We start from the raw sequence: 22,748 nt of genomic DNA on the forward strand, positions 1-22,748 counted from the left end.
TCTGTTACTCAACTGGTTGAATGCGATTTGCCGCATATTGTATCCCGGTGGAATGTCGTCAATTGCTCGCAATAGCAGAGTTTAACCCCGCAATTCGCATTCAAGTTTCACGCATTGTTGCTTGGTGAACAGAAGGGGGCGGCGCAGCCCGCAAGCACTGGGGTTGATTTCAACGGTGCAACACTTGCTAGAATGCAGCCCATGCGTACCTCATTTGCCCTCGCCATGCTTGTCTTCGCCCTCGCCTTGTCCGGCTGCGGCACCCTGCGCACCGCCAGTCAGCTGGAGGACGGCGCCGGCGACGAGGCCGGCCGCTTGTGGGACCGCTGGATCGAGGCCGGCGGCGACATCGCCACCACCACCACCTGGTCGCGCAAGGTCGCGCCCGGCGTTTCCGTCGCCGAGGTCGAGGAGGCGCTGGCGAGCGTGGCCGCCGAGGACAACGTGAAGGAAGTCGGCATGCTGCCGCTGTCGCGCGAGCTGGAAGCGCGCACCGGCAAGCCGCAGCGCTTCCTCAAGGTCTATTCCTACTGCAACCCGGAGACCGCGCGCCAGATGGTGGACTTCAGCCCGGCCATGGCAGCCTACCTGCCGTGCCGCGTCACGCTCGTGGAGCAGGCCGATGGCCTGTGGCTGTACACGCTCAACCTGGACATGCTGATCCACATGGGCCGCAAGATGCCGCCGGAGCTGCGCGCCTCGGCACTGCGCATGCGCGGCACCATGGTCAAGCTGCTCGATCGCGGCGCGCGCGGGGAGTTCTGAGGTGCAAAAAATTTCTTGACATAAATTATGAAAACTCGGCAATATGCGCATATAGTCATATAGTAAATCGTGCGGCACGCATCGCACGAATGAGGAGACGAAGTGCGCCGTTGCCTGGTGTTGGTGGTCATGTTGCTGGCTGTTTGCGGCCTGCCGTTGGCGCAAGCCGCGGAGTCGATTGTGCTCACGCCGGTGCGCATTTCGGCCCATGCCTGGATGTTCCAGGGCGAGGCCGGCATGGCCAGCCAGGCCAACAAAGGTTTCATGTCCAACGCCGGCTTTATCGTGACCGGCGACGGCGTGGTCGTATTCGACGCACTCGCCACCCCTGTGCTGGGCCAGGCGATGGTCGATGCGATCCGCAAGGTCACCTCCGAACCGATCCGCCGCGTCATCGTCAGCCACTACCACGCCGATCACTTTTATGGCCTGCAGGCGCTCAAGGCGCAAGGCGCGCAGGTGTGGGCCCACGTCAATGGCAAGGCCTCCCTGGCATCGGACGACACCCGCAGCCGCTTCGAGCAGCGCGTCGCCGACCTGGCCCCCTGGATCAACCGCGACACCAGGCTGTTGCCGGCCGACCGCTGGCTGGCGCTGGCGCCCGGTGGCGAGGAGCGCTTTGCGATGGGCAAGCTGCATTTCCGCGTGATCGATTCCAGCGGCGCGCATTCGCCCGAGGACATCATGCTGTACGTCGAAGAGGACCGTCTGCTGTTTGCCGGCGACCTGTTCGTGACCGGCCGCATCCCGTTCGTCGGCACGGCCGACAGCGCGCGCTGGCTTGCGGCGCTCGACACCATGCTCGCGACCGATCCCGCGATCGCCGTTCCCGGCCATGGCGCGGCCTCGCGCACACCCGCCACCGACATCGCCTTCACGCGCGACTACCTGCGCTTTCTGCGTCAGTCGATGGGTGACGCCGTGGCGGCCATGACTTCGTTCGACGAAGCCTATGCGGCGACGGACTGGAGCCGCTTGCGCGACTACCCGGCGTTCGAGCAGGCCAACCGCATCAACGCTTACAACACTTACTTGCGCATGGAGCGCGAAAGCCTGGCGCCGCGCCAGCCGTGAAGGAGAGGACGATGAAAATTCTGCGCATCCTGGTTCTGGCCCTGCTGGCATGGGTCACCTTCGGCGCGGCGGCACGGCCGCTTTCCATGGGCGCCGCGCCCGCGCCGCGCGAGGAGAAGGTGGTGTACCACATCACCGACGCCAAGCTCGCGACGGGTGCGCTGAACAACATCCGCAACCATCTCAAGGCCAGCCCGGGCGTGAAGATCGTGGTGGTGGCCAACGGCGCCGGCATCGATTTCCTGCTCGAAGGCGCCACCAACGCCAACGGCAATCCCTACGACGCCACGGTGCAGGAGCTGGTCATGCGCAACCGCGTCGAGTTCAGGGTCTGCAACAACACGCTGGAAGCGCGCCACATCGACAAAAGCCGGGTGATCCCGGAAGCGACCATCGTGCCGTCCGGGGTGGCCGAGGTGGCACGCCTTCAGATGGAGGGATATGCGTACCTCAAGCCGTGACCGCGCCGCCGCCGTTGCCGGGGCCTTTGTTTTGCCTGTAACATCAGCGCTTTCATCGTCCCCCCAAGCAAACATGGATTCGAGCGGCAGCCAGGAGCTGGAACAGCTTTTCGAGGAAGTCTCGCATTACTTTGCGCTGCTGTCGCAGCCGACACGGCTGAAGATCCTGTACGCCGTGTGCCAGGGCGAGCGTTCGGTCAACGACATCGTGGCGCAAGTCCAGTCAACCCAGGCCAATGTGTCGCGCCAGCTGAACATGCTGTACCGCGCGCGCATCCTGGCGCGCCGCAAGGATGGCGCCCAGGTGTACTACCGGATCGAGGACCAGCGCACCGTCGAGCTGTGCAAGTCGGTCTGCGGGCGCGTGGCAGCGCGCAGCGGCCGCGAGGTGCCCGGCGTAACAAGCTGAAGTTTGCAGTAACAAGTGGTACCAGAGTTTTTTGCAACAAACATATGCTGATATAGGCATATGCGCACATAACGATAGTTTGGTGGAGACGAGATGACAGACCGCAGCAAAACAGGACGCGTGCTGCGCGCGCCCGAGCACTTTGTCGACCCGGGGCTGGCCCAGGCCATCACCCGGGACGGACTGAACGAAGAACGGCGCGGCTTTTTGCGCAAGAGCTTCCTGGCCGCCAGCGCCGCCGTCGGCGCCGCTGCCGCCACCCCGGCGCTGGCGCAGGTGGGCGAGGGCGACCCGGCCATCCTGACCCTGCCGGCGCATTCGACCTCGCTGGGCAAACCGGTTGCCGCCAACCCGTACGGCGTGCCGTCCAAATACGAAGGCAACCTGCAGCGCCGCGAGTCGCCCGGCCTGACCCGGGTGTCGCAGGCGTCGGTCGCGTTCACCCCGCTGCAGGGCCTGTTCGGCATCATCACGCCGAGCGGCCTGCACTTCGAGCGCCACCACCAGGGCTGGCAGGACATCGACCCGTCCCAGCACCGCCTGATGATCAACGGCCTGGTCAAGCAGTCCAAGGTGTACACGATGGACGACCTGATGCGCCTGCCGTCGGTCTCGCGCATGCACTTCATCGAGTGCGGCGCCAACACGGCCATGGAGTGGGGCAACGTGGCGGTGCCGACCGTGCAGTACTCGCACGGCATGCTCAGCTGCAGCGAGTTCACTGGGGTGCCGCTGTCGGTGCTGCTGGAGGACTGCGGCTACGACAAGAAGAACGGCAAGTTCGTGCTGGCCGAAGGCGCGGACGGCTCGTCGATGACGCGCACGATCGACATGTCGCGCGCGCTGGACGACGTGCTGGTCGCGTGGGGCATGAACGGCGAAATGCTGCGCCCCGAGAACGGCTACCCGCTGCGGCTGGTGGTGCCGGGCGTGCAGGGCGTCTCGTGGGTCAAGTGGCTGCGCCGCATCGAAGTGGGCGACCAGCCCTGGGCCAGCAAGGACGAAGCGGTGCACTACATCGACGCGATGCCGGACGGTTCGTACCGCCAGTACACCTCGATCCAGGAATGCAAATCGGTGATTACCACGCCGTCCGGCGGCCAGACCCTGGTCGGCCAGGGCTTCTACAACATCACGGGCCTGGCCTGGTCCGGGCGCGGGCGGGTCAAGCGTGTGGACGTGTCGGCCGACGGCGGGCGCACCTGGCGCACCGCGCGCCTGGAAGGCCCGGTGCTGCCCAAGTGCCTGACGCGCTTTAACATCGACTGGGTGTGGGACGGCGGCCCGTGCGTGCTGCAATCGCGCGCGGTGGACGAGACCGGCTACGTGCAGCCGAAGATCAACGAGCTGCGCGCGGTACGCGGTACGCGCTCGATTTATCACAACAACGCAATCCAGTCGTGGCAGGTGGCCGCATCGGGGGAGGTATCCAATGTTCAGGTCTACTAAGCTGCTGCTGGCGCTGCTGCTGGCCGCCGGCGCCGCGCAGGCGCAACAACAGTTCCCCCACATCGGCCGTCCGGCCACGCCGAAGGAAGTCGCGGCCTGGGACATCGACGTGCGCCCCGACTTCAAGGGCCTGCCCAAGGGATCGGGCACGGTGGCCAAGGGCATGCAGGTGTGGGAAGGGCGCTGCGCTTCCTGCCACGGCACCTTTGGCGAATCGAACGAGGTGTTCACCCCGATCATCGGCGGCACCACCGCGGACGACATCAAGACCGGCCACGTGGCCGCGCTCAAGACCAACCGCCAGCCGCAGCGCACCACCATCATGAAGGTGGCCACCGTCTCCACGCTGTGGGACTACATCCACCGCGCGATGCCGTGGACCGCGCCAAAGTCGCTGTCGACCGATGAGGTGTATGCGGTGGTAGCCTACATCCTGAATATGGCCGAGATCGTGCCGGACGACTTTACGCTGTCCGACCAGAACATCGCCGAGGTGCAGAAGCGCATGCCCAACCGGAACGGCATGACCACCGCGCACGGCCTGTGGGACGTCAAGGGCAAGCCGGACGTGAAGAGCGTGGCCTGCATGAAGAACTGCGCGCCGACCGAGCTGCATTCGACCCTGCCGGAGGTGTCGCGCAATGCGCACGGCAACCTGGCGCAGCAGAACCGCACGTTCGGCCCGGTGCGCGGGGTGGACACCACTGGCAAGCCGGCGGCGGCGGCTGCCGCGGCGATCGCACCGGCCCGCTCGCCGGCGCTGGCGATCGCCGAGCAGAACGCCTGCCTGGCCTGCCACGACATGAAGAACAAGCTGGTCGGCCCCGGCTTTGCCCAGGTGGCGGAACGCTACAAGGGTGACGTCAAGGCGCCGGCCGCGCTGGCGGCCAAGATCCGCACCGGCGGCAGCGGCAACTGGGGCCAGGTACCGATGCCGCCGCAGTCGCAGCTCAAGGACCTGGAAGTGCAGCAGCTGGTGGCCTGGATTTTGGGCGGCGCCAATTAATCAGGAAGGTCGACGACAGTCGCGCGCCGCGCAAGCGGCTTTACAACGAGGAGAGCAGATGAACCAAAAACGACGCGAACTGTTGCGCATTGCAACAGTGATGGGCCTGGCGATCAGCGCCGGGATCATCAAGCCCACTGAAGCCCTGGCTGCGGACTGGAACAGCAGCGGCTTCGATGCCAAGAGCCTGGCCGACGCGCTCAAGACCATCGGTGCGGAAGGCGCCGCGATCAGCGCCGACGTCGCCGTCAACGGCCCGGCCATCGCCGAGAACGGCGCGGTGGTGCCGGTGCAGGTGACCAGCAGCCTCCCGGGCACCGAGTACATGGCGATCCTGGTGGAGAAGAACCCGAACCCGCTGTCGGCCGCGTTCACGCTGCCGGCCGGGACCGAGGCGGCGATCAGCACCCGCATCAAGATGGGCGGCACCTCCAACGTGCACGCCCTGGTCAAGGCCAACGGGAAGTGGTTCATTGCCAGCAAGGAAATCAAGGTCACGCTGGGCGGCTGCGGCGGCTGATGCCGGCGCCACCATCCATCCGTCAACCAATCATCGAAGGAATCGAACATGGGTAACCCGATGCGCATTCGCGCAAGCGCCAGCGGCGACGTCGTCGAAGTCAAAGTCCTGATGCGCCACGACATGGAAACCGGCCAGCGCAAGGACGCCGCCGGCAACGTGATCCCGGCCCACTTCATCCAGAAGCTGGTCGCCAAGTGCAACGACAAGGTGGTGCTCGACTGCCTGCTGGGCACGTCGGTCTCGAAGGACCCCTTTTTGTCGTTCAAGTTCAAGGGCGGCAAGCAGGGCGACAAGGTCAGCATCAACTGGGTCGATAACACCGGCGACAGCCGCACCGACGAAACGGTGATCGCGTAAGCGAAAGCCACGGCAGGCGAAGGCCAGGGCGGCGCAGAACCGCCCGGCCGCACTTCAAGGAGAGAACATGAGACGCACAAGCATGTTGTTGACCGGCGTGGCCGGACTGGCGGCGACCGCGTTCGCGCTGGCGCAGGACCAGGGCGACGAGATCGCGAAATACCGCGAACTGCTGGCGGACGGCAATCCCGCCGAGCTGTGGGAAATGCGCGGCGAAGAACTGTGGAAGGCCAAGGCCGGACCCAGGCAGGTGTCGCTGGAAGCCTGCGACCTGGGCAAGGGACCGGGCGTGGTCAAGGGCGCCTACGCCGAGCTCCCGCGCTACTTCAAGGACACCGGCAAGGTGATGGACCTGGAGCAGCGTCTCATGCACTGCCGCATGACCCTGCAGGGCCTGACGGCGGAGCAGGCGAGCGCCACTCCGTTCGGCAGCACCGGCAAGCCGTCCGACATCGAGCCGCTGGTGGCTTACATCACGGCGCAGTCGCGCGGGGTGAAGATGAACGTCTCCACCCGCCACCCGCAGGAAAAGCGCGCCTACGAAATCGGCAAGCAGCTGTTCTTCTACCGCGGCGGCTCGCATGACTTTGCGTGCGCCACCTGCCACAGCGCCGACAAGATGCGCATCCGCATGCAGGACCTGCCGAACCTGACCGCGAAGAAGGACGCCCAGGCGGCCTACACCAGCTGGCCGGCCTACCGCGTCTCGCAGGGCGAGGTGCGCACCATGCAGCACCGCCTGAACGACTGCTTCCGCCAGCAGCGCTTCCCCGAGCCGATGTACGCGTCGGAAGCGATCACCGCGCTGACCATGTTCCTGGCAGCCAATGCCAACGGCGGCGTCTATAACGGCCCCGCGCTCAAACGCTAAGGAGACTGCGATGAACCAGTTGAAAATGGGGGCCGCGCTGGCCCTGCTGCTGGGCTGCGGCACGGTGTTCGCGGCGGAGAACTACGCGGCCGCTGCCGCCGGCCTGCTCAAGTCCGATTTCAAATCCAAGGGCCCGGCAACCGTCGAGCGCGTGGGCAACCGCGACGAGGTCCAGCAGGCCTGCAGCGCCGACAAGCCACTGGCGCCGGCCAAGGCGCAGGCGCTCCAGGCCGCCCAGCTCAAGACCGTCAAGGCGCCGGCCGACGGCAACTACCTGGGCGACTGGAAGGCGGGCGAGAAGATCGCCCAGAACGGCCGCGGCATGCAGTGGTCCGACAAGGTCGGCAGCGAAAACGGCGGCAACTGCTACGCCTGCCACCAGCTGACCAAGGAAGAGATCTCGTTCGGCAATATCGGCCCCTCGCTGTACCAGTACGCCAAGCTGCGCGGCACCAGTGCCGAGATCGTGAAATACACCTGGGCCAAGCTGTACAACGCACAGGCATTCAACGCCTGTTCGCGCATGCCGCGCTTCGGTCACAACGAGGTGCTGACCGAACAGCAGTTGAAGGACGTGATGGCGCTGCTGCTCGATCCGCAGTCGCCAGTCAACAAGTAAGCAAGGGAACGCAATGGGTCTGAATCGCCGTGAATTCCTGCAAGTGATGAGTATCGCCGCGGCCGGCGGCATGGCGCTCGATGCGCCAGCCGCGCTGGCCGCACCGTCCGCAGGCCAGCTGTACGACGTGCCGCGCTTTGGCAACGTGCACTTCCTCCACTTTACCGACTGCCACGCGCAGCTCAAGCCGATCTATTTCCGCGAGCCGAGCGCCAACCTGGGTGTGGGCGCGGCCAGCGGCCACGTGCCGCACCTGGTCGGCGAGCAGCTGCTGCGGCAGGCCGGCCTGAAGCCCGGCAGCGCCGCCGCCCACGCTTTCACCTGCCTGGACTTCGAGAAGGCCGCGCACACGTACGGCAAGGTGGGCGGCTTTGCGCACCTGTCCACGCTGGTCAAGCGCATGAAGGCCAGCCGGCCGGGCGCCCTGCTGCTGGACGGCGGCGACACCTGGCAGGGCTCGGCCACGGCCTTGTGGACGCAGGGCCAGGACATGGTCGACGCCTGCCTGGCGCTCGGTGTGGACGTGATGACGGCGCACTGGGAAATGACCCTGGGCGACAAGCGCGTGAAGGAAATCGTCGACAAGGACTTCAAGGGCAAGGTCGATTTCGTCGCGCAGAACATCAAGACCACCGACTTTGGCGACCAGGTGTTCCCGCCTTACGTGATCAAGGAAATGAACGGCGTGCCGGTGGCCGTGATTGGCCAGGCCTTCCCGTACACGCCGATCGCCAACCCGCGCTACATGGTCCCGGAATGGAGCTTCGGCATCCAGGAAGAGAACATGCAGGCCATGGTGGACGAGGCGCGCGCCAAGGGCGCCAAGGTGGTGGTGGTGCTGTCGCACAACGGCATGGACGTGGACCTGAAGATGGCCTCGCGCGTGCGCGGCATCGATGCGATCCTCGGCGGCCACACCCACGACGGCGTGCCGCAGCCGGTGATTGTCTCCAACGGCGCCGGCAAGACGCTGGTGACCAACGCCGGCTCGAACGGCAAATTCCTCGGGGTGCTCGATTTCGATGTCCGCGACGGCAAGGTCTCGGACTTCCGCTACAAGCTGCTGCCGGTGTTCTCGCGCTTTTTGCCTGCCGACCGCGAGATGGAAGCGCTGGTCACGCGGGTGCGCGCGCCGTACGAGGCAAAGCTGAACGAACAGCTCGCGGTCACCCAGGGCACGCTCTACCGGCGCGGCAACTTCAACGGCAGCTTCGACCAGCTGATCGTCGATGCGCTGCTGGAATCGAAGGGCGCCGACATCGCCTTCTCGCCGGGCTTCCGCTGGGGCACCTCGCTGCTGCCGGGCAGCCCGATCCTGATGGAACACCTGATGGACCAGACCGCGACCACCTATTCGTACACCACGCTCACCGAGATGACCGGCGCCACCATCAAGACGGTGCTGGAAGATGTGGCCGACAACCTGTTCAACCCGGACCCGTACTACCAGCAGGGCGGCGACATGGTGCGTGTGGGCGGCATGACCTATGCAATCGAACCGGCGGCGAAGATCGGCGCGCGCATCCAGGACATGCGCCTGAACGGCAAGCTGATCGAGGCCGACAAGAAGTACAAGGTGGCCGGCTGGGCGCCGGTGGCCGAAGGCGCCAGCGGCACACCGGTGTGGGACGTGGTGGCCGGCTGGCTGCGCGACAAGAAGACCGTGGCGCCGCGCGCGATCAACACGCCGCGACTGATCGGGGTGCAGGGCAATCCGGGGCTGATTGCATGAAGTCCCGCGCCACCCGCTGGCTCAGTTGCCTTGCAGGGTTGGTGCTAGCCGGGGCCGCCCACGCGGCCACGGTGCCGGTGCCCGGCCAGCAGGTGGCACTGCCGCAGCTGGCCGCGGCGGCCGGCGTGTCCCCCTCGCTCATGCAGGGCAAGGTGGTGGTGATCGCGTGGTTCGCGTCCTGGTGCCCGTTCTGCATGCACGAAGCTCCGCAACTGCAGCGCCTGTACGCGGGCAACCGGGAGCGCATGGTGGTCGTCGGGGTCAACGTGGAAAAGGGCGATCCCGGGCAGGTGGCCAAGGTGAAAGAGTGGGTTGCGCGCTTTGGCTGGACCTTTCCCGTGGTGCTGGACGGGACGGCGCTGGAACGCGTGACCGGCAAGCCCAAGGGCATACCGTCGCTGCTTGTGCTGGGCAAGAGCGGCGTGGTCCACCAGGTCGAGTCCGGGGAAATGCTGGACGAGGATGTCGAGGACATCGCCGCGTTTGCACGCCGGGAGGTGCCATGAACTGGCGCCATGCCGCCGCCGCGCTGGCGCTCCTGGCAGCCGGCTGTGCCAGCGCTGCACCGTCGCTCGCCCCGCTGGCCGACTGGGAGGCCGACAGCCGGCTTGCCGCGCGTGCCGGCCGCCCGCTGGTCCTGTTCTTTACCCTGCCCGGATGCCGCTTTTGCGAGGACGTGCGACAGCGCTACATGCTGCCGCTGGTGCGCCAGGGCCAGTTGGTGCGCGAAGTGGTGATCGGCAGTGCGCAGCCGGTCGCGGGCCTGGCCGATGCGAACGCGCAGGACGGTGTGGCGCGCAAGTTCGGCGTGCGTTTCGCGCCGGTCGTGTTGTTGGTGGACGGGCAGGCGCGCAAGCTGGCCGACCCGATCATGGGCGGCGATACCGCGGGCCTTTACGGCGGCTACCTGGACAACGCCTTCGAGCAGGCGCAGCGCACGCTGGGGCGGCAGGTCGATTGAACCCTCCCGGGCCGTGCGGGTTCGTATGCTAGGATTGCCGCTTTGCAACTCGAACCCGACACGGAGACAATTGATGCAGGTCGCAGCACGACTTTCCGCACTCGCATTGGCGCTTGGCGCCGCCTTTGGCACCCCGTGTGCCGCCGCCCAGACTTCCACCGCCGCAGCCGAGGTGGCGCGCCTGCTGGCCAGCCCCGCGTTCAAGACCGCCGCGGCGACGCTCGACAATGAGCATGGTCGCATCGTCGAAGACGGCATCAAGCTGGCCGAAATCCCGTCGCCGCCACTGAAGGAAGCGGTGCGCGCGCAGGCTTACGAAAAAATGTTCAGGGAGGCGGGCCTGGCCGACGTGAAGATCGACGAGGAAGGCAACGTGCTGGGGATCCGCAAGGGCGCGCGCGGCGACGGCAAGTTCGTCGTGGTGTCGGCCCACATGGACACGGTGTTCCCGGCCGGTACCGACGTCAAGGTCAAACGCGACGGCACCAGACTGCGCGGCCCCGGCATCGGCGACGACACCATGAGCCTGTCGGTGCTATTGGGCTTTATCCGCGCCATGAACGCGGCCCACATCAAGACCCGCGACGACATCCTGTTCGTCGGCACCGTTGGCGAAGAAGGCCCGGGCGACCTGCGTGGCGTGCGCTACCTGTTCACCAAGGGCCAGTACAAGGACAGGATCAAGTCCTTCTTCTCGGTCGAGTCGGGCGGCGTGGACAGCATCACCAATGCGGGCGTCGGCTCCAAGCGTTACCACATCACCTTCAAGGGACCGGGCGGCCACAGCTTCGGCGCGTTCGGCCTGGTCAACCCGATGTTCGCGCTGGGGCAGGCGGCGAGCGAGTTCTCGCGCGTGCAGGTGCCGGCGTCACCCAAGACCACCTACAGCATTGGCCTGATCGGCGGCGGCACCTCGGTCAACTCGATTCCGGTGTCGGCGTGGATGGATGTGGACATGCGCTCGGAATCGCTGGTTGAACTGAAGCGCGTGGAAGACCGGCTGTTGAAGGTCGTCCAGGAGGCGGCGGACGGCGAGAACTTCGCACGCTCGACCAAGGAAGGAAAGATCACCGTCGAGGCCAAGCTGATCGGGGACAGGCCGGCCGGCACGACCGCTGTCGATTCGCCTTTCGTCCAGACGGCTGCGGCAGCCATCGAAGCCGGTGGTTACAAGGTGGCGTACCGCAACAGTTCAACGGACTCGAACATGGCCATGAGCCTGGGCATTCCGGCGCTGACCATCGGGCGCATGGGACCGGACAAGGGCGGCCGCGCGCACTCGCTGGATGAGTGGATCGATGTGGAGAAGGGGCCGATGGTCAAGGCCATGACGACCTGCCTGTCGATCATTCTGGCCACGACTGGCGTGGAACAGGACGCGCGATAAGTCCCGTAGGGTGGGCAGGTTTCCTGCCCACGCGTTCATGGAGCGCATGCACTGTCTGGACGCGTGGGCGGGAGACCCGCCCACCCTACGAAGGTTATGCGCCCAGTTCAGCCGCCAACTGCGGCACCACCTCGAACAGGTCGCCGACAATGCCGTAATCGGCCACCGAGAAGATCGGCGCTTCCGGGTCCTTGTTGATCGCCACGATCACCTTCGAATCCTTCATGCCGGCCAGGTGCTGGATCGCGCCCGAGATGCCGACCGCAACGTAGAGCTGAGGCGCGACGATCTTGCCGGTCTGGCCCACCTGCCAGTCGTTCGGCACGAAGCCGGCGTCCACCGCAGCGCGCGACGCGCCCATGGCGGCGCCCAGCTTGTCGGCCAGTGGCTCCAGGATCTTGAAGTTCTCGCCCGAACCCATGCCACGGCCGCCGGACACGATGACTTTCGCCGCGGTCAGCTCGGGACGGTCGGACTTGGCCAGCTCGCGGCCAACGAACGAGGACTTGCCGGTATCGCCAACCGGCGCCAGCGTCTCGACCGCGGCCGCGCCGCCGGTAGCGGCTGCGGCGTCGAAGCCGGTGGTGCGCACGGTGATCACCTTCACCTTGTCGCCCGACTGCACCGTGGCGATGGCGTTGCCGGCGTAAACCGGGCGCTCGAAGGTATCGGGCGCATCGACCTTGGTGATCTCCGAAATCTGCGCCACGTCCAGTTTGGCGGCCACGCGCGGCAGCACGTTCTTGCCGAATGCCGTGGCCGGAGCCAGGATGTGCGAGTAGGCAGCGGCGACGGCGAGCACCTGTTCGGCCACGTTCTCGGCCAGGCCGTCGGCAAAGCAGGGCGCGTCTGCGACGAGCACCCTGGACACGCCGGCGACCTGCGCGGCCTGCTGCGCGCTGGCGCCGCAGGCCGCGCCCGCGACCAGAATGTGGACTTCGCCGCCGCATTGGAGCGCGGCGGTGACGGTGTTGAGCGTGCTTCCCTTGAGCGAAGCGTTGTCGTGTTCAGCAATGACGAGTGCGGTCATGATGTGTTCCGGTCTTTCGATTCAGATTACTTTGGCTTCGAGGCGCAGCTTTTGCACCAGCGTGGCGGCGTCAGGCACCTTGATGCCGGCCGAGCGCTTGGCCGGCTCCACCACCTTCAAGGTCTTCAGGCGCGGCGCCACGTCCACGCCCAGATCGTCCGGCTTGATGGTGTCGAGCGGCTTCTTCTTCGCCTTCATGATGTTGGGCAGCGTGACGTAGCGCGGCTCGTTCAGGCGCAGGTCGGTCGTCACCACCGCCGGCAGTTGCAGCGCCACCGTCTCAAGGCCGCCATCCACCTCGCGGGTCACGATGGCCTTGCCACCATCGATCTCCAGTTTCGACGCGAAGGTCGCCTGTGGCCAGCCGAGCAGGGCTGCCAGCATCTGGCCGGTCTGGTTGCAGTCGTCGTCGATGGCTTGCTTGCCGAGGATGATCAACTGGGGCTGCTCCTTGTCGGCCAGCGCCTTGAGCAGCTTGGCCACGGCCAGCGGCTGCAGCTCGGCGTCGGTCTCGACCAGAATGCCGCGGTCGGCGCCGATGGCCATCGCCGTGCGGATCGTCTCCTGGCACTGCGACAGGCCGCACGAGATGGCGACCACCTCGGTCGCCTTGCCGGCTTCCTTCAGGCGCGTGGCTTCTTCGACGGCGATCTCGTCGAACGGGTTCATCGACATCTTCACGTTGCCGATATCGACGCCCGAGCCGTCGGATTTGACGCGCACCTTGACGTTGTAGTCGACCACGCGTTTGACTGGAACCAGGACTTTCATTTTCATCTCCCTCAGATTTCTTGTGACGGCGTCAGATGACGCCCTTGTCGCGCAGCGCCTTGATCTCTTCGTCGGCCATGCCGCCCAGCGTGGACAGCACGTCCTGCGTGTGCTGGCCGAGCAGGGGCGGGGCGGTGCGATAGGCGATCGGCGTGCCCGAGAACTTGATCGGGTTGGCCACGGACGGCACCGTGCCCGACTGCGGGTGCGGCAGGTCCACCTTCATCTTGCGGTGTTTGACCTGCGGGTGCTCGAAGGTCTGCGCGATGTTGTTGATCGGGCCGGACGGCACGCCGGCCGCTTCCAGCGGGGCGACCCATTCGGCGGTGGTGCGCGTCAGCAGCACTTCCTGCAGCATGGGCACCAGCACTTCGCGATTCCTGACCCGGTTGGCGTTGGTGGCGAAACGCTCGTCCGTGGCCAGTTGCGGGCAGCCGGCGATGTCGCAGAACTTGGCGAACTGGCGGTCATTGCCAACCGCAAGGACCAGGTGGCCGTCGCTCGAGCGGAACACCTGGTACGGCACGATGTTGGCGTGCGCATTGCCCTGGCGCTTGGGGATCACGCCGGACACCAGGTAGTTCATGTTCATGTTGGCCATGGCCGCCACCTGCACATCCAGCAGCGCCATGTCGATGTACTGACCCTCGCCCGACTTGTGGCGGTTCTCCAGTGCCGCGAGGATTGCGACGCTCGAATACATGCCCGTCATGAGGTCCGAAAAGGCGACGCCGAGCTTTTGCGGGCCGCCGCCCGGCAGGTCGTCGCGCTCGCCGGTGATGCTCATCAGGCCGCCCATGCCCTGGATGATGAAGTCGTAGCCGGCAAAGCTGGACATCGGGCCGGTTTGGCCGAACCCGGTGACCGAGCAGTACACCAGGCGCGGATTCAGTTCCTTCAGGTGGTCGTACGACAGGCCGTAGCGCGCCATGTCGCCCACTTTGTAGTTCTCGATGAAGACGTCGCTCTCGAGCGCGAGCTTGCGCACGATGGCCTGGCCCTCGGGCGTCGAAATATCCAGGGTGACGGATTTCTTGCCGCGGTTGGCCGACAGGAAGTAGGCCGACTCGCGCGTGTCCTTGCCGTCCTGGTCCTTCAGGTAGGGCGGGCCCCAGGCGCGGGTGTCGTCCCCGCTGCCCGGACGCTCGATCTTGATCACCTCGGCGCCGAGGTCCGCCAGCAGCTGGGAAGCCCAGGGACCGGCGAGGACGCGCGTCAGGTCGAGGACGCGGATATGTGACAGTGCTCCCGACATCAGAGGTTCTCCTTTCAGACTCGTTCGATGACGACGGCCAGGCCCTGGCCAACGCCGATGCACAGGCTCAGGACGGCATAGCGGCCGTTGCGGCGTTCCAGTTCGCGCGCGGCGTTCAGCGCCAGTCGCGCGCCCGATGCGCCAAGCGGGTGGCCGACCGCGATCGCGCCGCCGTTCGGGTTCACGCGCGGGTCGTCGAACGCCACGCCCATCAATTTGAGGCAGCCGAGCATCTGGGCCGCGAAGGCTTCGTTGATCTCGATGACGTCCATGTCGGCCAGCGTCAGGCCGGCGCGCTCGAGCGCTTTCGGGATCGCGTAGGCCGGGCCCACGCCCATGACGCGCGGCTCGACGCCAATCGCGGCGCCGGCCAGGATGCGCGCCATCGGCCTGGCGCCGGCCTTCTCGCCCACCGCGCGGCTGCCGATGAACATGGCCGCCGCGCCGTCATTTACGCCCGAGGCGTTGCCGGCGGTGGTTACGCCGCCTTCGGACAGCGCCCGCAGTTTCGACAGCGATTCGAACGTGGACTCGGGGCGCGGATGCTCGTCTTCGCTCACGATGCGCGGCGGCGTCTTGCGGCCGGTCGGCACTTCAACCGGCATGATCTCGCCCGCCAAAAAGCCGCTGGCGCGGGCCGCCTCGAAGCGCGCCTGCGACAGGGCGGCAAAGCGGTCGACGTCCTCGCGGCTCAGGTCCAGGTCGCGCGCCACGTTGTCGGCGGTCTCCGGCATGGTGTCGTTGCCGTACTGCGCGGTGATGCGCGGGTTGGGGAAGCGCGCACCGATGGCGGAATCGAACACCTTGAACTCGCGCCCGAAGGCCGACTCGCTCTTGGCCACGACGAACGGCGCGCGGCTCATGCTCTCCACGCCGCCCGCGATGTACAGGTCACCTTCGCCGCTGGTGACGGCGCGCGCGGCGTCCAGCACCGCGGCCAGGCCGCTGGAGCACAGGCGGTTGACGGTCTGGCCGGGAATGGTGTGCGGCAGTCCGGACAGCAGCACCGCGTGGCGCGCGATGTTGCGGCTGTCTTCGCCGGCCTGGCAGGCGCAGCCGAGGATGACGTCTTCGATCTGGTTCGCTTCAAACGGGGAGGATTCCACCAGCTTGCGGATCACGGAGGCGATCAGGTCGTCCGGACGGACCGGGGCCAGGGCACCGGCAACGCGGCCGAACGGGGTGCGCAGGCCGGAGTAGAGATAAGCGTCGAGCATATTGTTTTCCTTGAGATTGGGGTAGGGGGGCAGGTTTTCCTGCCCACGCGTTCAACGGCACGGCGAGCAATCGTGTCGCTCACGCGGCGGTTGAACGCGTGGGCGGGAGACCCGCCCAGCTACGATGTTCAGTTGTCGGGGGTGAGCAGCGACACGCCCAGCATGGCGCGGCGCTTGAGCCACGGGCTGGGACGGTAGCGCGGGTCGCGGTAGAAGTCGAACAGGCCATCCAGGATGCGCAGGATGGACGCCGCGCCCAGCGCATCGCCCATCGCCAGCGGCCCTTTCGGGTAGCCCAGGCCAAGCGTGACTGCCTTGTCGATGTCTTCCGGCGTCGCGATGCCTTGCTGCGCGATGTCGGCGCCGATGTTGACGATGGTGGCGACCACGCGCTGGCACACCAGGCCCGCGCTGTCGCGCACCACCGAGACCGGCACGCCGTCGGACGCGAACAGTCCATGAGCGGCGTCGCGGAAGGCGGTGGCAGTCAGCGGCGTGGTCATCAGCGTGCGGCGGCCGGCCAGGAACAGCGGATCCAGCGCCACGGTGCGGCTCGGGTCGAGCTGGGCGGCGACCGTGCAACTGGTGGCATCCTGGCCCACCGGCAGCACCAGGCACAGCGAGCCGTCGGCCGGGCGCGCGCCGGTGTCGCGCGCGGCGCCGAGCTGGTCGAGCAGCTCGCTGACGGCCGGGAAAGCCGCCGCGTCCGCCGCGCCCAGCCAGACAGGGGTGGAGGTACGGGGCGGCACCGCGGCTTCGGCCACGTCCTGCTTCTGGCCGTCCTCGTAGCGGTAGAAGCCGCGCTGGCTCTTGCGGCCCAGCAGCCCGGCCGCCAGGCGCTGGCGCGCAATCGGCGAGGGGCGGAAGCGCGGTTCCTGGTAATACTGGTCGTAGATCGATTCCATCACCGGCTGCGACACGTCGAGCCCGGTCAGGTCCAGCAGCTCGAACGGGCCCATGCGAAAGCCGGCGGCCTGGCGCAGGATGCGGTCCACTTCCGGATGCGGTGCGATGCTTTCGCCCAGGATGCGCAGCGACTCCGTCAGGTAGCCGCGGCCGGCGTGGTTGACGATGAAACCGGGGGTGTCGCTGGCGCGCACCGGGGTGTGCTTCATCTGGCGCGCGATCGCGACCAGCTGGTCGGCCACCGGCGCGTCGGTCAGCGGGCCGGCGATCACCTCGACGATTTTCATCAAGGGCACGGGGCTGAAGAAGTGGAAGCCCGCCACGCGGCCAGGCGTTTTGCAGGCGGCGGCAATCGCGGTGACCGACAGCGACGAGGTGTTGGTAGCCAGGATGCAGTCCGGGCCGACCACGGCCTCGAGCTGGCGGAACAGTTCCTGCTTGACGTCCAGCTTTTCGACGATCGCCTCGATCACCGTGGTGCACGGGGCCAGGTCGGCCAGTGCCGAGGCGACGGACAGGCGCGCGCACGCATCCGCCACGTCCTGCGCGCCGATCTTGCCTTTGTCGGCGAGCTTTTGCAGCGTGGCGCCGATGGCCGTGCGCGCTTCCTCGGCGCCGCCCGGGCGGCTGTCATGCAGGATCACGGGAATGCCGCCCTGGATGGCGATCTGGGCGATGCCGCGGCCCATCAGGCCGCAGCCGACGATGCCGAGAAGGGAAGTTGAACTCATTGCTTATTGTCCTGTGTAGCTGGGTTTGCGTTTTTCGAAGAAGGCGCGCATGCCTTCTTTCTGGTCCTGGCTGGCGAACAGCAGGTGGAAGGCTTTGCGCTCGAGCATCAGCGCGGCGTCGAGCGAGGCATCTTGCCCCGCCAGCAACACTTCCTTGATCTGGGCGGCGGCCAGCGGCGGCATGGCGGCGATGGTGCGCGCCAGTTCCAGCGCGCGTTCCTGCACCTTGGCGTCCTCCACCACCTCGCTGGCCAGGCCCGCGGCGAACGCTTCGCGGCCGCTGATCGGCAGGCCGGTCAGCAGCATCTTCATTGCCTGGAACTTGCCGATGGCGCGGGTCAGGCGCTGCGTGCCGCCGGCGCCGGGCATGATGCCGACCTTGATTTCGGGCTGCGCGAACGAGGCATTCTCCCCGGCCACGATGATGTCGGCATGCATGGCGAGCTCGCAGCCGCCGCCCCAGGCATAGCCGTTGACGGCGGCGATCACTGGCTTGGGACAGCCGGCGATCGCCTGCCACAGGCGCTGCACCTGGCGCAGGTGCATCTCGATCGCGGTGGCGTCGGCAATGTCGCGCAGGTCGGCGCCGGCCGCAAAGACCTTGTCGCCGCCGGTGACGATGATGCAGCGGATGTCGGGGTCCTGGCCGAGGGCGCTGAAATGCTCCGCCAGTTGCCGGCGCACCGACTGGTTGAGCGCGTTACGTACTTCGGGACGGTTGATGCAAAGGCTTGCAATGCCCGGTTCCGGGCGGGAGAGGAGAATCTCTGTCATGGTGAGTTGGTTCGCACCGCGAACCGTGGGTTCGCAAAAGGATGAATGCCAGCCAGAATATTTAAAGTTTTCGGGCTTGTAAAGGGCCGGGCCGCGCGGCTCCATTTTTGAGCAAGCCGCGGTCCGCTTGGCGGAACGGGCTGCGCGCAATCAATGCACAGTTGACAAGTTTTCGTGGCAAAAAAGCCGCGTGGTTCGCACTGCGAATTAGCGGTTTGAAAATACTTGACATCATCAGAAATGATATGACAGCATCCGTTCCCATAAAGACCGGCGAAACCCGCGGCAACAAACACAAAACAGGAGCAGTCATGAGCGAAACCGATATCGAACATTTCGACGATGATGGGCAGGGGAAGGACCGCCAATTTGTGACTGCGCTGGCGCGCGGACTGGAACTGCTGCGCTGCTTCAAACCGCGGGAACGGTATCTCGGCATCACCGAACTGGCGCGTCGCTCCGGCATCCCCAAGCCGAGCGTGTCGCGGCTGGCGGGCACCCTGGCCAAGCTGGGCTATCTCGATTTTTCGGCCGAGCTGGGCAAGTACCGGCTGGGCGCCGGCGTGCTGTCGCTGGGCTACTCGATGCTGTCGAACGTGGATGTGCGCGAGGTAGCCAAGCCCTTCATGCAGGAGCTGGCCGAGCACTCGCAGGCGTCGGTGTCGATCGGCATGCGCGACCGCCTGAGCATGGTGTACGTGGAATCGATCCGCAGCAGCTCGCCGATCATCCTGCAACGCGGCATCGGCACCCGCCTGCCGATCGCGACCACCGGCATGGGCCGCGCCTATCTGGCCGGGTTGCCGGAAGAAGAACGGAATTTTTTGCTGGACCAGATCCGGCTGCGCGCCGGCACCGAGTGGCCGCAGGTCAAGGCCGGCATCGAACAGGGCCTGCGCGATTACGCCGAGCGCGGCTTCTGCATTTCGATGAGCGACTGGGACAAGGCCACCTCCGGGGTGGGCGTCCCGTTCACCAATCCCGACGGAACGGTGATCGCGTTCAACTGCGGTGGTCCGGCCTTCATGCTCACCCGCGAGCTGCTCGAGAACGACATCGGGCCGCGGCTGGTGAGCCTGGTTAAACGTGTTAGCGGCGCAATGGGCCGCATTTAGAAGGAAGAAGCATGATTCGCGATCAAGAAACCCTCAATGTCCTGCTCGACACCCTGTCCCGCTTCGTGCGCGAACGGCTGGTGCCGGCCGAGAACGAGGTGGCTGAAACCGACCAGATCCCGGCCGACATCGTGGCCGAGATGCGGGACATCGGCCTGTTCGGCCTGTGCATCCCCGAGGAATACGGCGGCCTGGGGCTGACGATGGAAGAGGAGGTGCTGGTCGCTTTCGAGATCGCCAAGACCTCGCCGGCGTTCCGCTCGCTAATCGGCACCAACAACGGCATCGGCTCGCAGGGCCTGATCGTCGACGGCACCGAAGAACAGAAGAACCATTACCTGCCCAAGCTTGCCTCGGGCGAACTGATCGCGTCGTTCGCGCTCACCGAGCCGGGCTCGGGTTCGGACGCGGCCTCGCTGCGCACCAGCGCGCGGCGCGATGGCGATCATTACGTCATCAACGGTACCAAGCGCTTCATCACCAACGCACCGGAAGCGGGCGTATTTACGGTGATGGCGCGCACCAACCCGGACATCAAGGGCGCAGGCGGCATTACGGCCTTCATCGTCGAGAAGGGCACGCCGGGCCTGAACATTGGCAAGACCGACAAGAAGATGGGCCAGAAGGGCGCGCATACCAGCGACGTCATCTTCGAGGATTGCCGCGTGCCGGCCGCCAACATCATCGGCGGCAAGGAAGGTGTCGGCTTCAAGACCGCGATGAAGGTGCTGGACAAGGGCCGGCTGCACATCGCCGCGATCTGCGTGGGCGCGGCCGAGCGCATGCTCGACGATGCGCTGCGCTACGCCATGGAGCGCCAGCAGTTTGGCAAGCCGATCGCCGAGTTCCAGCTGATCCAGGCCATGCTGGCCGACAGCAAGGCGGAAATCTACGCCGCCCGTTCCATGGTGCTCGATGCGGCGCGCCGCCGCGACAGCAAGCAGGATATTTCTACCGAAGCAGCGTGCTGCAAGATGTTTGCCTCGGAAATGTGCGGCCGCGTGGCCGACCGCGCGGTGCAGATCCACGGCGGCGCCGGCTATGTCTCGGAATACGCGATCGAGCGCTTCTACCGCGACGTGCGCCTGTTCCGCATCTACGAGGGCACGACCCAGGTCCAGCAGCTGGTCATCGCCCGCAACATGATCAAGCACGCACAGCTGTAAACCCGAATTTGCAATTGTCGCGCGGTGCCTCCAACGCCGCGCGTGTCTTTTCCCGGAGGAGAAATGGAAGTAGCAGCAAACCGCGCGGTAGTCACCGCGGAAAATCAAAAAATATGGGTTGCCGTGTTCATCTTTGCGTTCCTGGCACTGATGATCGATGGGGCGGACCTCATGTTCCTGTCCTATAGCCTGTCCAGCCTGACCAAGGAGTTCGGGCTGACCAAGGTGCAGGCCGGCACCCTGGGCAGCGTCACGCTGGCCGGCATGGCCATCGGCGGCATCTTCGGCGGTCTGGCTTCGGACCGTTTCGGGCGGGTGCGCACGGTGGTCGCCACGATCATGCTGTTTTCGATCGGTACCGCGGCGCTGGGTACGACCCACAGCTTCGAACAGTTCGCCGTGTTCCGCTTCCTCGCCTCGCTCGGCCTGGGTGCGGTGTACGTGGTGTCGAACACGCTGATGGCCGAATACGTGCCCACCGAGCGACGCACCACCGTGCTGGGCAGCCTGCAGGCCGGCTGGTCGGTCGGCTACGTGGTGGCCACGCTGCTCTCTGGCTGGATCCTGCCGACCTACGGCTGGCGCTGGCTGTTCTACATCGCGATCATCCCTGTGGTGCTGGCCGTGCTGATGCAACGCATCGTGCCGGAGCCGGCATCGTGGGTCGCATCGCGCCAGAAAGCCCTCGCCGACAAGGCCGCCGGCATCGTCAGCAGCAAGAAGAAGGAAAGCGCGATGAAGATCATCTTCGCGCACCCGGGTCACCGCCGCATGTTCATCATGTGGTCGCTGGCCGCCGGTTTCCTGCAGTTCGGCTACTACGGCGTGAACAACTGGATGCCGACCTATCTGGAAAAAGAGCTGCACATGAACTTCAAGGCGATGACCGGCTACATGGTCGGCACCTATGTCGCCATGATTCTCGGTAAGATCGTGGCGGGCTGGCTCGCCGACAAGTTCGGCCGCCGCGCCGTGTTTGCCTTCGGCGCGCTCGGCACCGCGGTGTTCCTGCCGGCCATCGTGTTCTACCACACCCCGGAAAACATCGTGTACCTGCTGATCGTGTTCGGCTTCCTGTACGGCATTCCGTACGGCGTGAACGCGACGTACATGACCGAAAGCTTCGAGACCTCGATCCGCGGCTCGGCCGTGGGCGGCGCCTACAACGTCGGCCGCATCGGCGCGGCGGTGGCTCCGGCCTGCATCGGCTACCTCGCCACCAACGGCTCGATCGGCCTGGGCTTCCTGGTGATGGGCGCGGCGTATTTCCTGTGCGGTATCGTGCCGGCGCTGTTCATCAAGGAAAAACAGTACGACCCCCAGCAGTAATTTAACTGCCTGTTTCAGCCGGCCCCTGCATCGCGCACGGGCCGGCTTTGTCTTTTATATGGAGCAGCCATGACCATTTCGCTATCCACCTCCGATTTCCAGCCGACCGAGATGTATTTCCTGCTGCGCGACTCCGTCGTGCCGCGCCCGATTGCCTGGGTCTCGACCATTTCAGCGGACGGGGCGCCCAACATTGCCCCGTTCAGCTTCTTCAACGTCGTTTCGCCGTATCCGCCGGTGCTTGGCTTCAGTTGCGGGCCGCGCGGGGACAACCATGCAGGCGAGTGGATACCGAAGGACACGTACACCAATATCCTCGCAACCCGCGAGTTCGTGGTGAACATCGTGCCCGAGCAACTGATGGACGAAATGGTCCGGACGGCGGCCGACCTGGCGCCCGGTGACAGCGAATTTCGTTATGCCGGCCTGGCCGAGGCGCCCAGCGCCATCGTCAAGCCGCCGCGTGTGGCGCGCGCGCCGGTTGCGTATGAATGCAAGCTGTACGACATCGTGGACGCCGGTGCGAACAAGTGGATCATGGGCAGCGTGGAGCACGTGCACATCGACGAGGCTGTGTACGTGGGGCGCAAGGGCGAGCAGAACCATCGCATCGACCTGCTGGAAAAGCTCGAGACCCGGCCGCTGGGGCGACTCGGGCGCGCCAATTACGTGCGGGTGCGCGAGGTGGAAACCCGGTTGCGTCGCGACGGCCCGAACAGCTGAGTTACAAACCCCCGGCTGCCGCTTCCCAACGTTTCCAAAAAACAGACATTCGGTCAAGCGTAAACATTGCTTTCTGGAAATGAATGATTTAGTATCTATTATTGCCTAACGGCAAGT

At 65.9% G+C, this 22,748-nt stretch carries 24 protein-coding genes; 18 read left to right on the forward strand and 6 right to left on the reverse strand.

Translation table 11 applies throughout. From position 1 onward, the window contains the following. Nucleotides 1-201: 201 nt before the first annotated feature. The 14 genes from NX773_RS05675 (at nt 202) to NX773_RS05740 (ending at nt 11,614) form a co-directional block, all read left to right on the forward strand. Nucleotides 202-765, forward strand: coding sequence for a DUF302 domain-containing protein (locus NX773_RS05675; RefSeq protein ID WP_258855350.1), 564 nt, complete (start codon nt 202-204; stop codon nt 763-765). 102 nt (nt 766-867) lie between these two features. Beyond that, the gene (locus NX773_RS05680; protein ID WP_258855351.1) at nt 868-1,839 is read left to right on the forward strand and encodes an MBL fold metallo-hydrolase; all 972 of its coding nucleotides are present in this window, start codon (nt 868-870) and stop codon (nt 1,837-1,839) included. A gap of 11 nt (nt 1,840-1,850) precedes the next feature. After that, nucleotides 1,851-2,300: a DsrE family protein gene (locus tag NX773_RS05685; protein WP_258855352.1), complete on the forward strand. Its 450-nt coding sequence runs from the start codon at nt 1,851-1,853 to the stop codon at nt 2,298-2,300. Between the two features lie 73 nt (nt 2,301-2,373). Continuing rightward, nucleotides 2,374-2,709, forward strand: coding sequence for an ArsR/SmtB family transcription factor (locus NX773_RS05690; protein ID WP_258820537.1), 336 nt, complete (start codon nt 2,374-2,376; stop codon nt 2,707-2,709). Between the two features lie 93 nt (nt 2,710-2,802). Then, nucleotides 2,803-4,158: a sulfite dehydrogenase gene (soxC, locus tag NX773_RS05695; RefSeq protein ID WP_258855353.1), complete on the forward strand. Its 1,356-nt coding sequence runs from the start codon at nt 2,803-2,805 to the stop codon at nt 4,156-4,158. Continuing rightward, nucleotides 4,142-5,164 (forward strand): c-type cytochrome, encoded by a 1,023-nt coding sequence (locus NX773_RS05700; protein ID WP_258855354.1) that lies wholly within the window; start codon nt 4,142-4,144, stop codon nt 5,162-5,164. The genes soxC and NX773_RS05700 overlap by 17 nt, the downstream gene beginning before the upstream one ends. A 58-nt stretch (nt 5,165-5,222) precedes the next feature. Next, the gene (gene soxY, locus NX773_RS05705; protein ID WP_258855355.1) at nt 5,223-5,684 is read left to right on the forward strand and encodes a thiosulfate oxidation carrier protein SoxY; all 462 of its coding nucleotides are present in this window, start codon (nt 5,223-5,225) and stop codon (nt 5,682-5,684) included. A 48-nt stretch (nt 5,685-5,732) separates the two neighbouring features. Next, a complete protein-coding gene (gene soxZ, locus NX773_RS05710; RefSeq protein WP_258855356.1) occupies nt 5,733-6,044 on the forward strand; it encodes a thiosulfate oxidation carrier complex protein SoxZ in 312 nt (103 codons plus the stop codon). A 67-nt stretch (nt 6,045-6,111) separates the two neighbouring features. Next, nucleotides 6,112-6,915: a sulfur oxidation c-type cytochrome SoxA gene (gene soxA / locus NX773_RS05715; protein WP_258855357.1), complete on the forward strand. Its 804-nt coding sequence runs from the start codon at nt 6,112-6,114 to the stop codon at nt 6,913-6,915. Between the two features lie 10 nt (nt 6,916-6,925). Beyond that, complete coding sequence (gene soxX, locus NX773_RS05720; RefSeq protein WP_258855358.1) at nt 6,926-7,534, forward strand: sulfur oxidation c-type cytochrome SoxX; 609 nt, start codon at nt 6,926-6,928, stop codon at nt 7,532-7,534. Nucleotides 7,535-7,553: 19 nt separating this feature from the next. Beyond that, nucleotides 7,554-9,266, forward strand: coding sequence for a thiosulfohydrolase SoxB (gene soxB, locus NX773_RS05725; RefSeq protein WP_502572675.1), 1,713 nt, complete (start codon nt 7,554-7,556; stop codon nt 9,264-9,266). Then, entirely contained in the window at nt 9,263-9,772 is a 510-nt protein-coding gene (locus NX773_RS05730; RefSeq protein ID WP_258855360.1) for a TlpA disulfide reductase family protein, read from the forward strand. The genes soxB and NX773_RS05730 overlap by 4 nt, the downstream gene beginning before the upstream one ends. Further along, nucleotides 9,769-10,227, forward strand: a complete 459-nt coding sequence (locus tag NX773_RS05735; protein ID WP_258855361.1) for a thioredoxin domain-containing protein — start codon at nt 9,769-9,771, stop codon at nt 10,225-10,227. Before NX773_RS05730 ends, NX773_RS05735 begins: the two co-directional genes overlap by 4 nt. 73 nt (nt 10,228-10,300) lie before the next feature. Beyond that, nucleotides 10,301-11,614 (forward strand): M20/M25/M40 family metallo-hydrolase, encoded by a 1,314-nt coding sequence (locus tag NX773_RS05740; protein ID WP_258855362.1) that lies wholly within the window; start codon nt 10,301-10,303, stop codon nt 11,612-11,614. 94 nt (nt 11,615-11,708) lie between these two features. Here the strand turns inward: NX773_RS05740 and NX773_RS05745 are convergent, their stop codons facing one another. The 6 genes from NX773_RS05745 to NX773_RS05770 all read right to left on the reverse strand — a co-directional run bounded on the left by NX773_RS05745 (nt 11,709) and on the right by NX773_RS05770 (nt 18,298). After that, nucleotides 11,709-12,644 carry an electron transfer flavoprotein subunit alpha/FixB family protein gene (locus NX773_RS05745; protein ID WP_258855363.1) on the reverse strand — a complete coding sequence of 312 codons (936 nt, stop codon included), beginning with the start codon at nt 12,642-12,644 and terminating at the stop codon, nt 11,709-11,711. Between the two features lie 21 nt (nt 12,645-12,665). Further along, a complete protein-coding gene (locus NX773_RS05750; protein ID WP_258855364.1) occupies nt 12,666-13,415 on the reverse strand; it encodes an electron transfer flavoprotein subunit beta/FixA family protein in 750 nt (249 codons plus the stop codon). 31 nt (nt 13,416-13,446) lie between these two features. After that, complete coding sequence (locus NX773_RS05755; protein ID WP_258855365.1) at nt 13,447-14,670, reverse strand: CaiB/BaiF CoA transferase family protein; 1,224 nt, start codon at nt 14,668-14,670, stop codon at nt 13,447-13,449. 14 nt (nt 14,671-14,684) lie between these two features. Continuing rightward, the gene (locus NX773_RS05760) at nt 14,685-15,887 is read right to left on the reverse strand and encodes a 3-oxoadipyl-CoA thiolase (protein WP_258855366.1); all 1,203 of its coding nucleotides are present in this window, start codon (nt 15,885-15,887) and stop codon (nt 14,685-14,687) included. A 128-nt stretch (nt 15,888-16,015) separates the two neighbouring features. Beyond that, entirely contained in the window at nt 16,016-17,524 is a 1,509-nt protein-coding gene (locus NX773_RS05765) for a 3-hydroxyacyl-CoA dehydrogenase (RefSeq protein ID WP_258855367.1), read from the reverse strand. Nucleotides 17,525-17,527: 3 nt separating this feature from the next. After that, nucleotides 17,528-18,298, reverse strand: coding sequence for an enoyl-CoA hydratase (locus tag NX773_RS05770; RefSeq protein WP_258855368.1), 771 nt, complete (start codon nt 18,296-18,298; stop codon nt 17,528-17,530). A gap of 311 nt (nt 18,299-18,609) precedes the next feature. On the opposite strand from NX773_RS05770, the gene NX773_RS05775 reads away from it, so the two are divergent. From NX773_RS05775 to NX773_RS05790, 4 genes are all read left to right on the forward strand, one after another. Further along, entirely contained in the window at nt 18,610-19,413 is an 804-nt protein-coding gene (locus tag NX773_RS05775) for an IclR family transcriptional regulator (protein WP_258855369.1), read from the forward strand. 11 nt (nt 19,414-19,424) lie between these two features. Then, nucleotides 19,425-20,579, forward strand: coding sequence for an acyl-CoA dehydrogenase family protein (locus tag NX773_RS05780; RefSeq protein WP_258855370.1), 1,155 nt, complete (start codon nt 19,425-19,427; stop codon nt 20,577-20,579). A gap of 63 nt (nt 20,580-20,642) precedes the next feature. Next, nucleotides 20,643-21,908 (forward strand): MFS transporter, encoded by a 1,266-nt coding sequence (locus tag NX773_RS05785; protein ID WP_258855371.1) that lies wholly within the window; start codon nt 20,643-20,645, stop codon nt 21,906-21,908. Nucleotides 21,909-21,977: 69 nt separating this feature from the next. After that, on the forward strand, nt 21,978-22,631 hold the full coding sequence (locus NX773_RS05790; RefSeq protein ID WP_258855372.1) for a flavin reductase family protein: 654 nt from the start codon (nt 21,978-21,980) through the stop codon (nt 22,629-22,631). Nucleotides 22,632-22,748 lie beyond the last annotated feature (117 nt).

Origin of the sequence: Massilia solisilvae (assembly GCF_024753215.1) — a bacterium.
Lineage (GTDB): Bacteria > Pseudomonadota > Gammaproteobacteria > Burkholderiales > Burkholderiaceae_D > Telluria > Telluria solisilvae.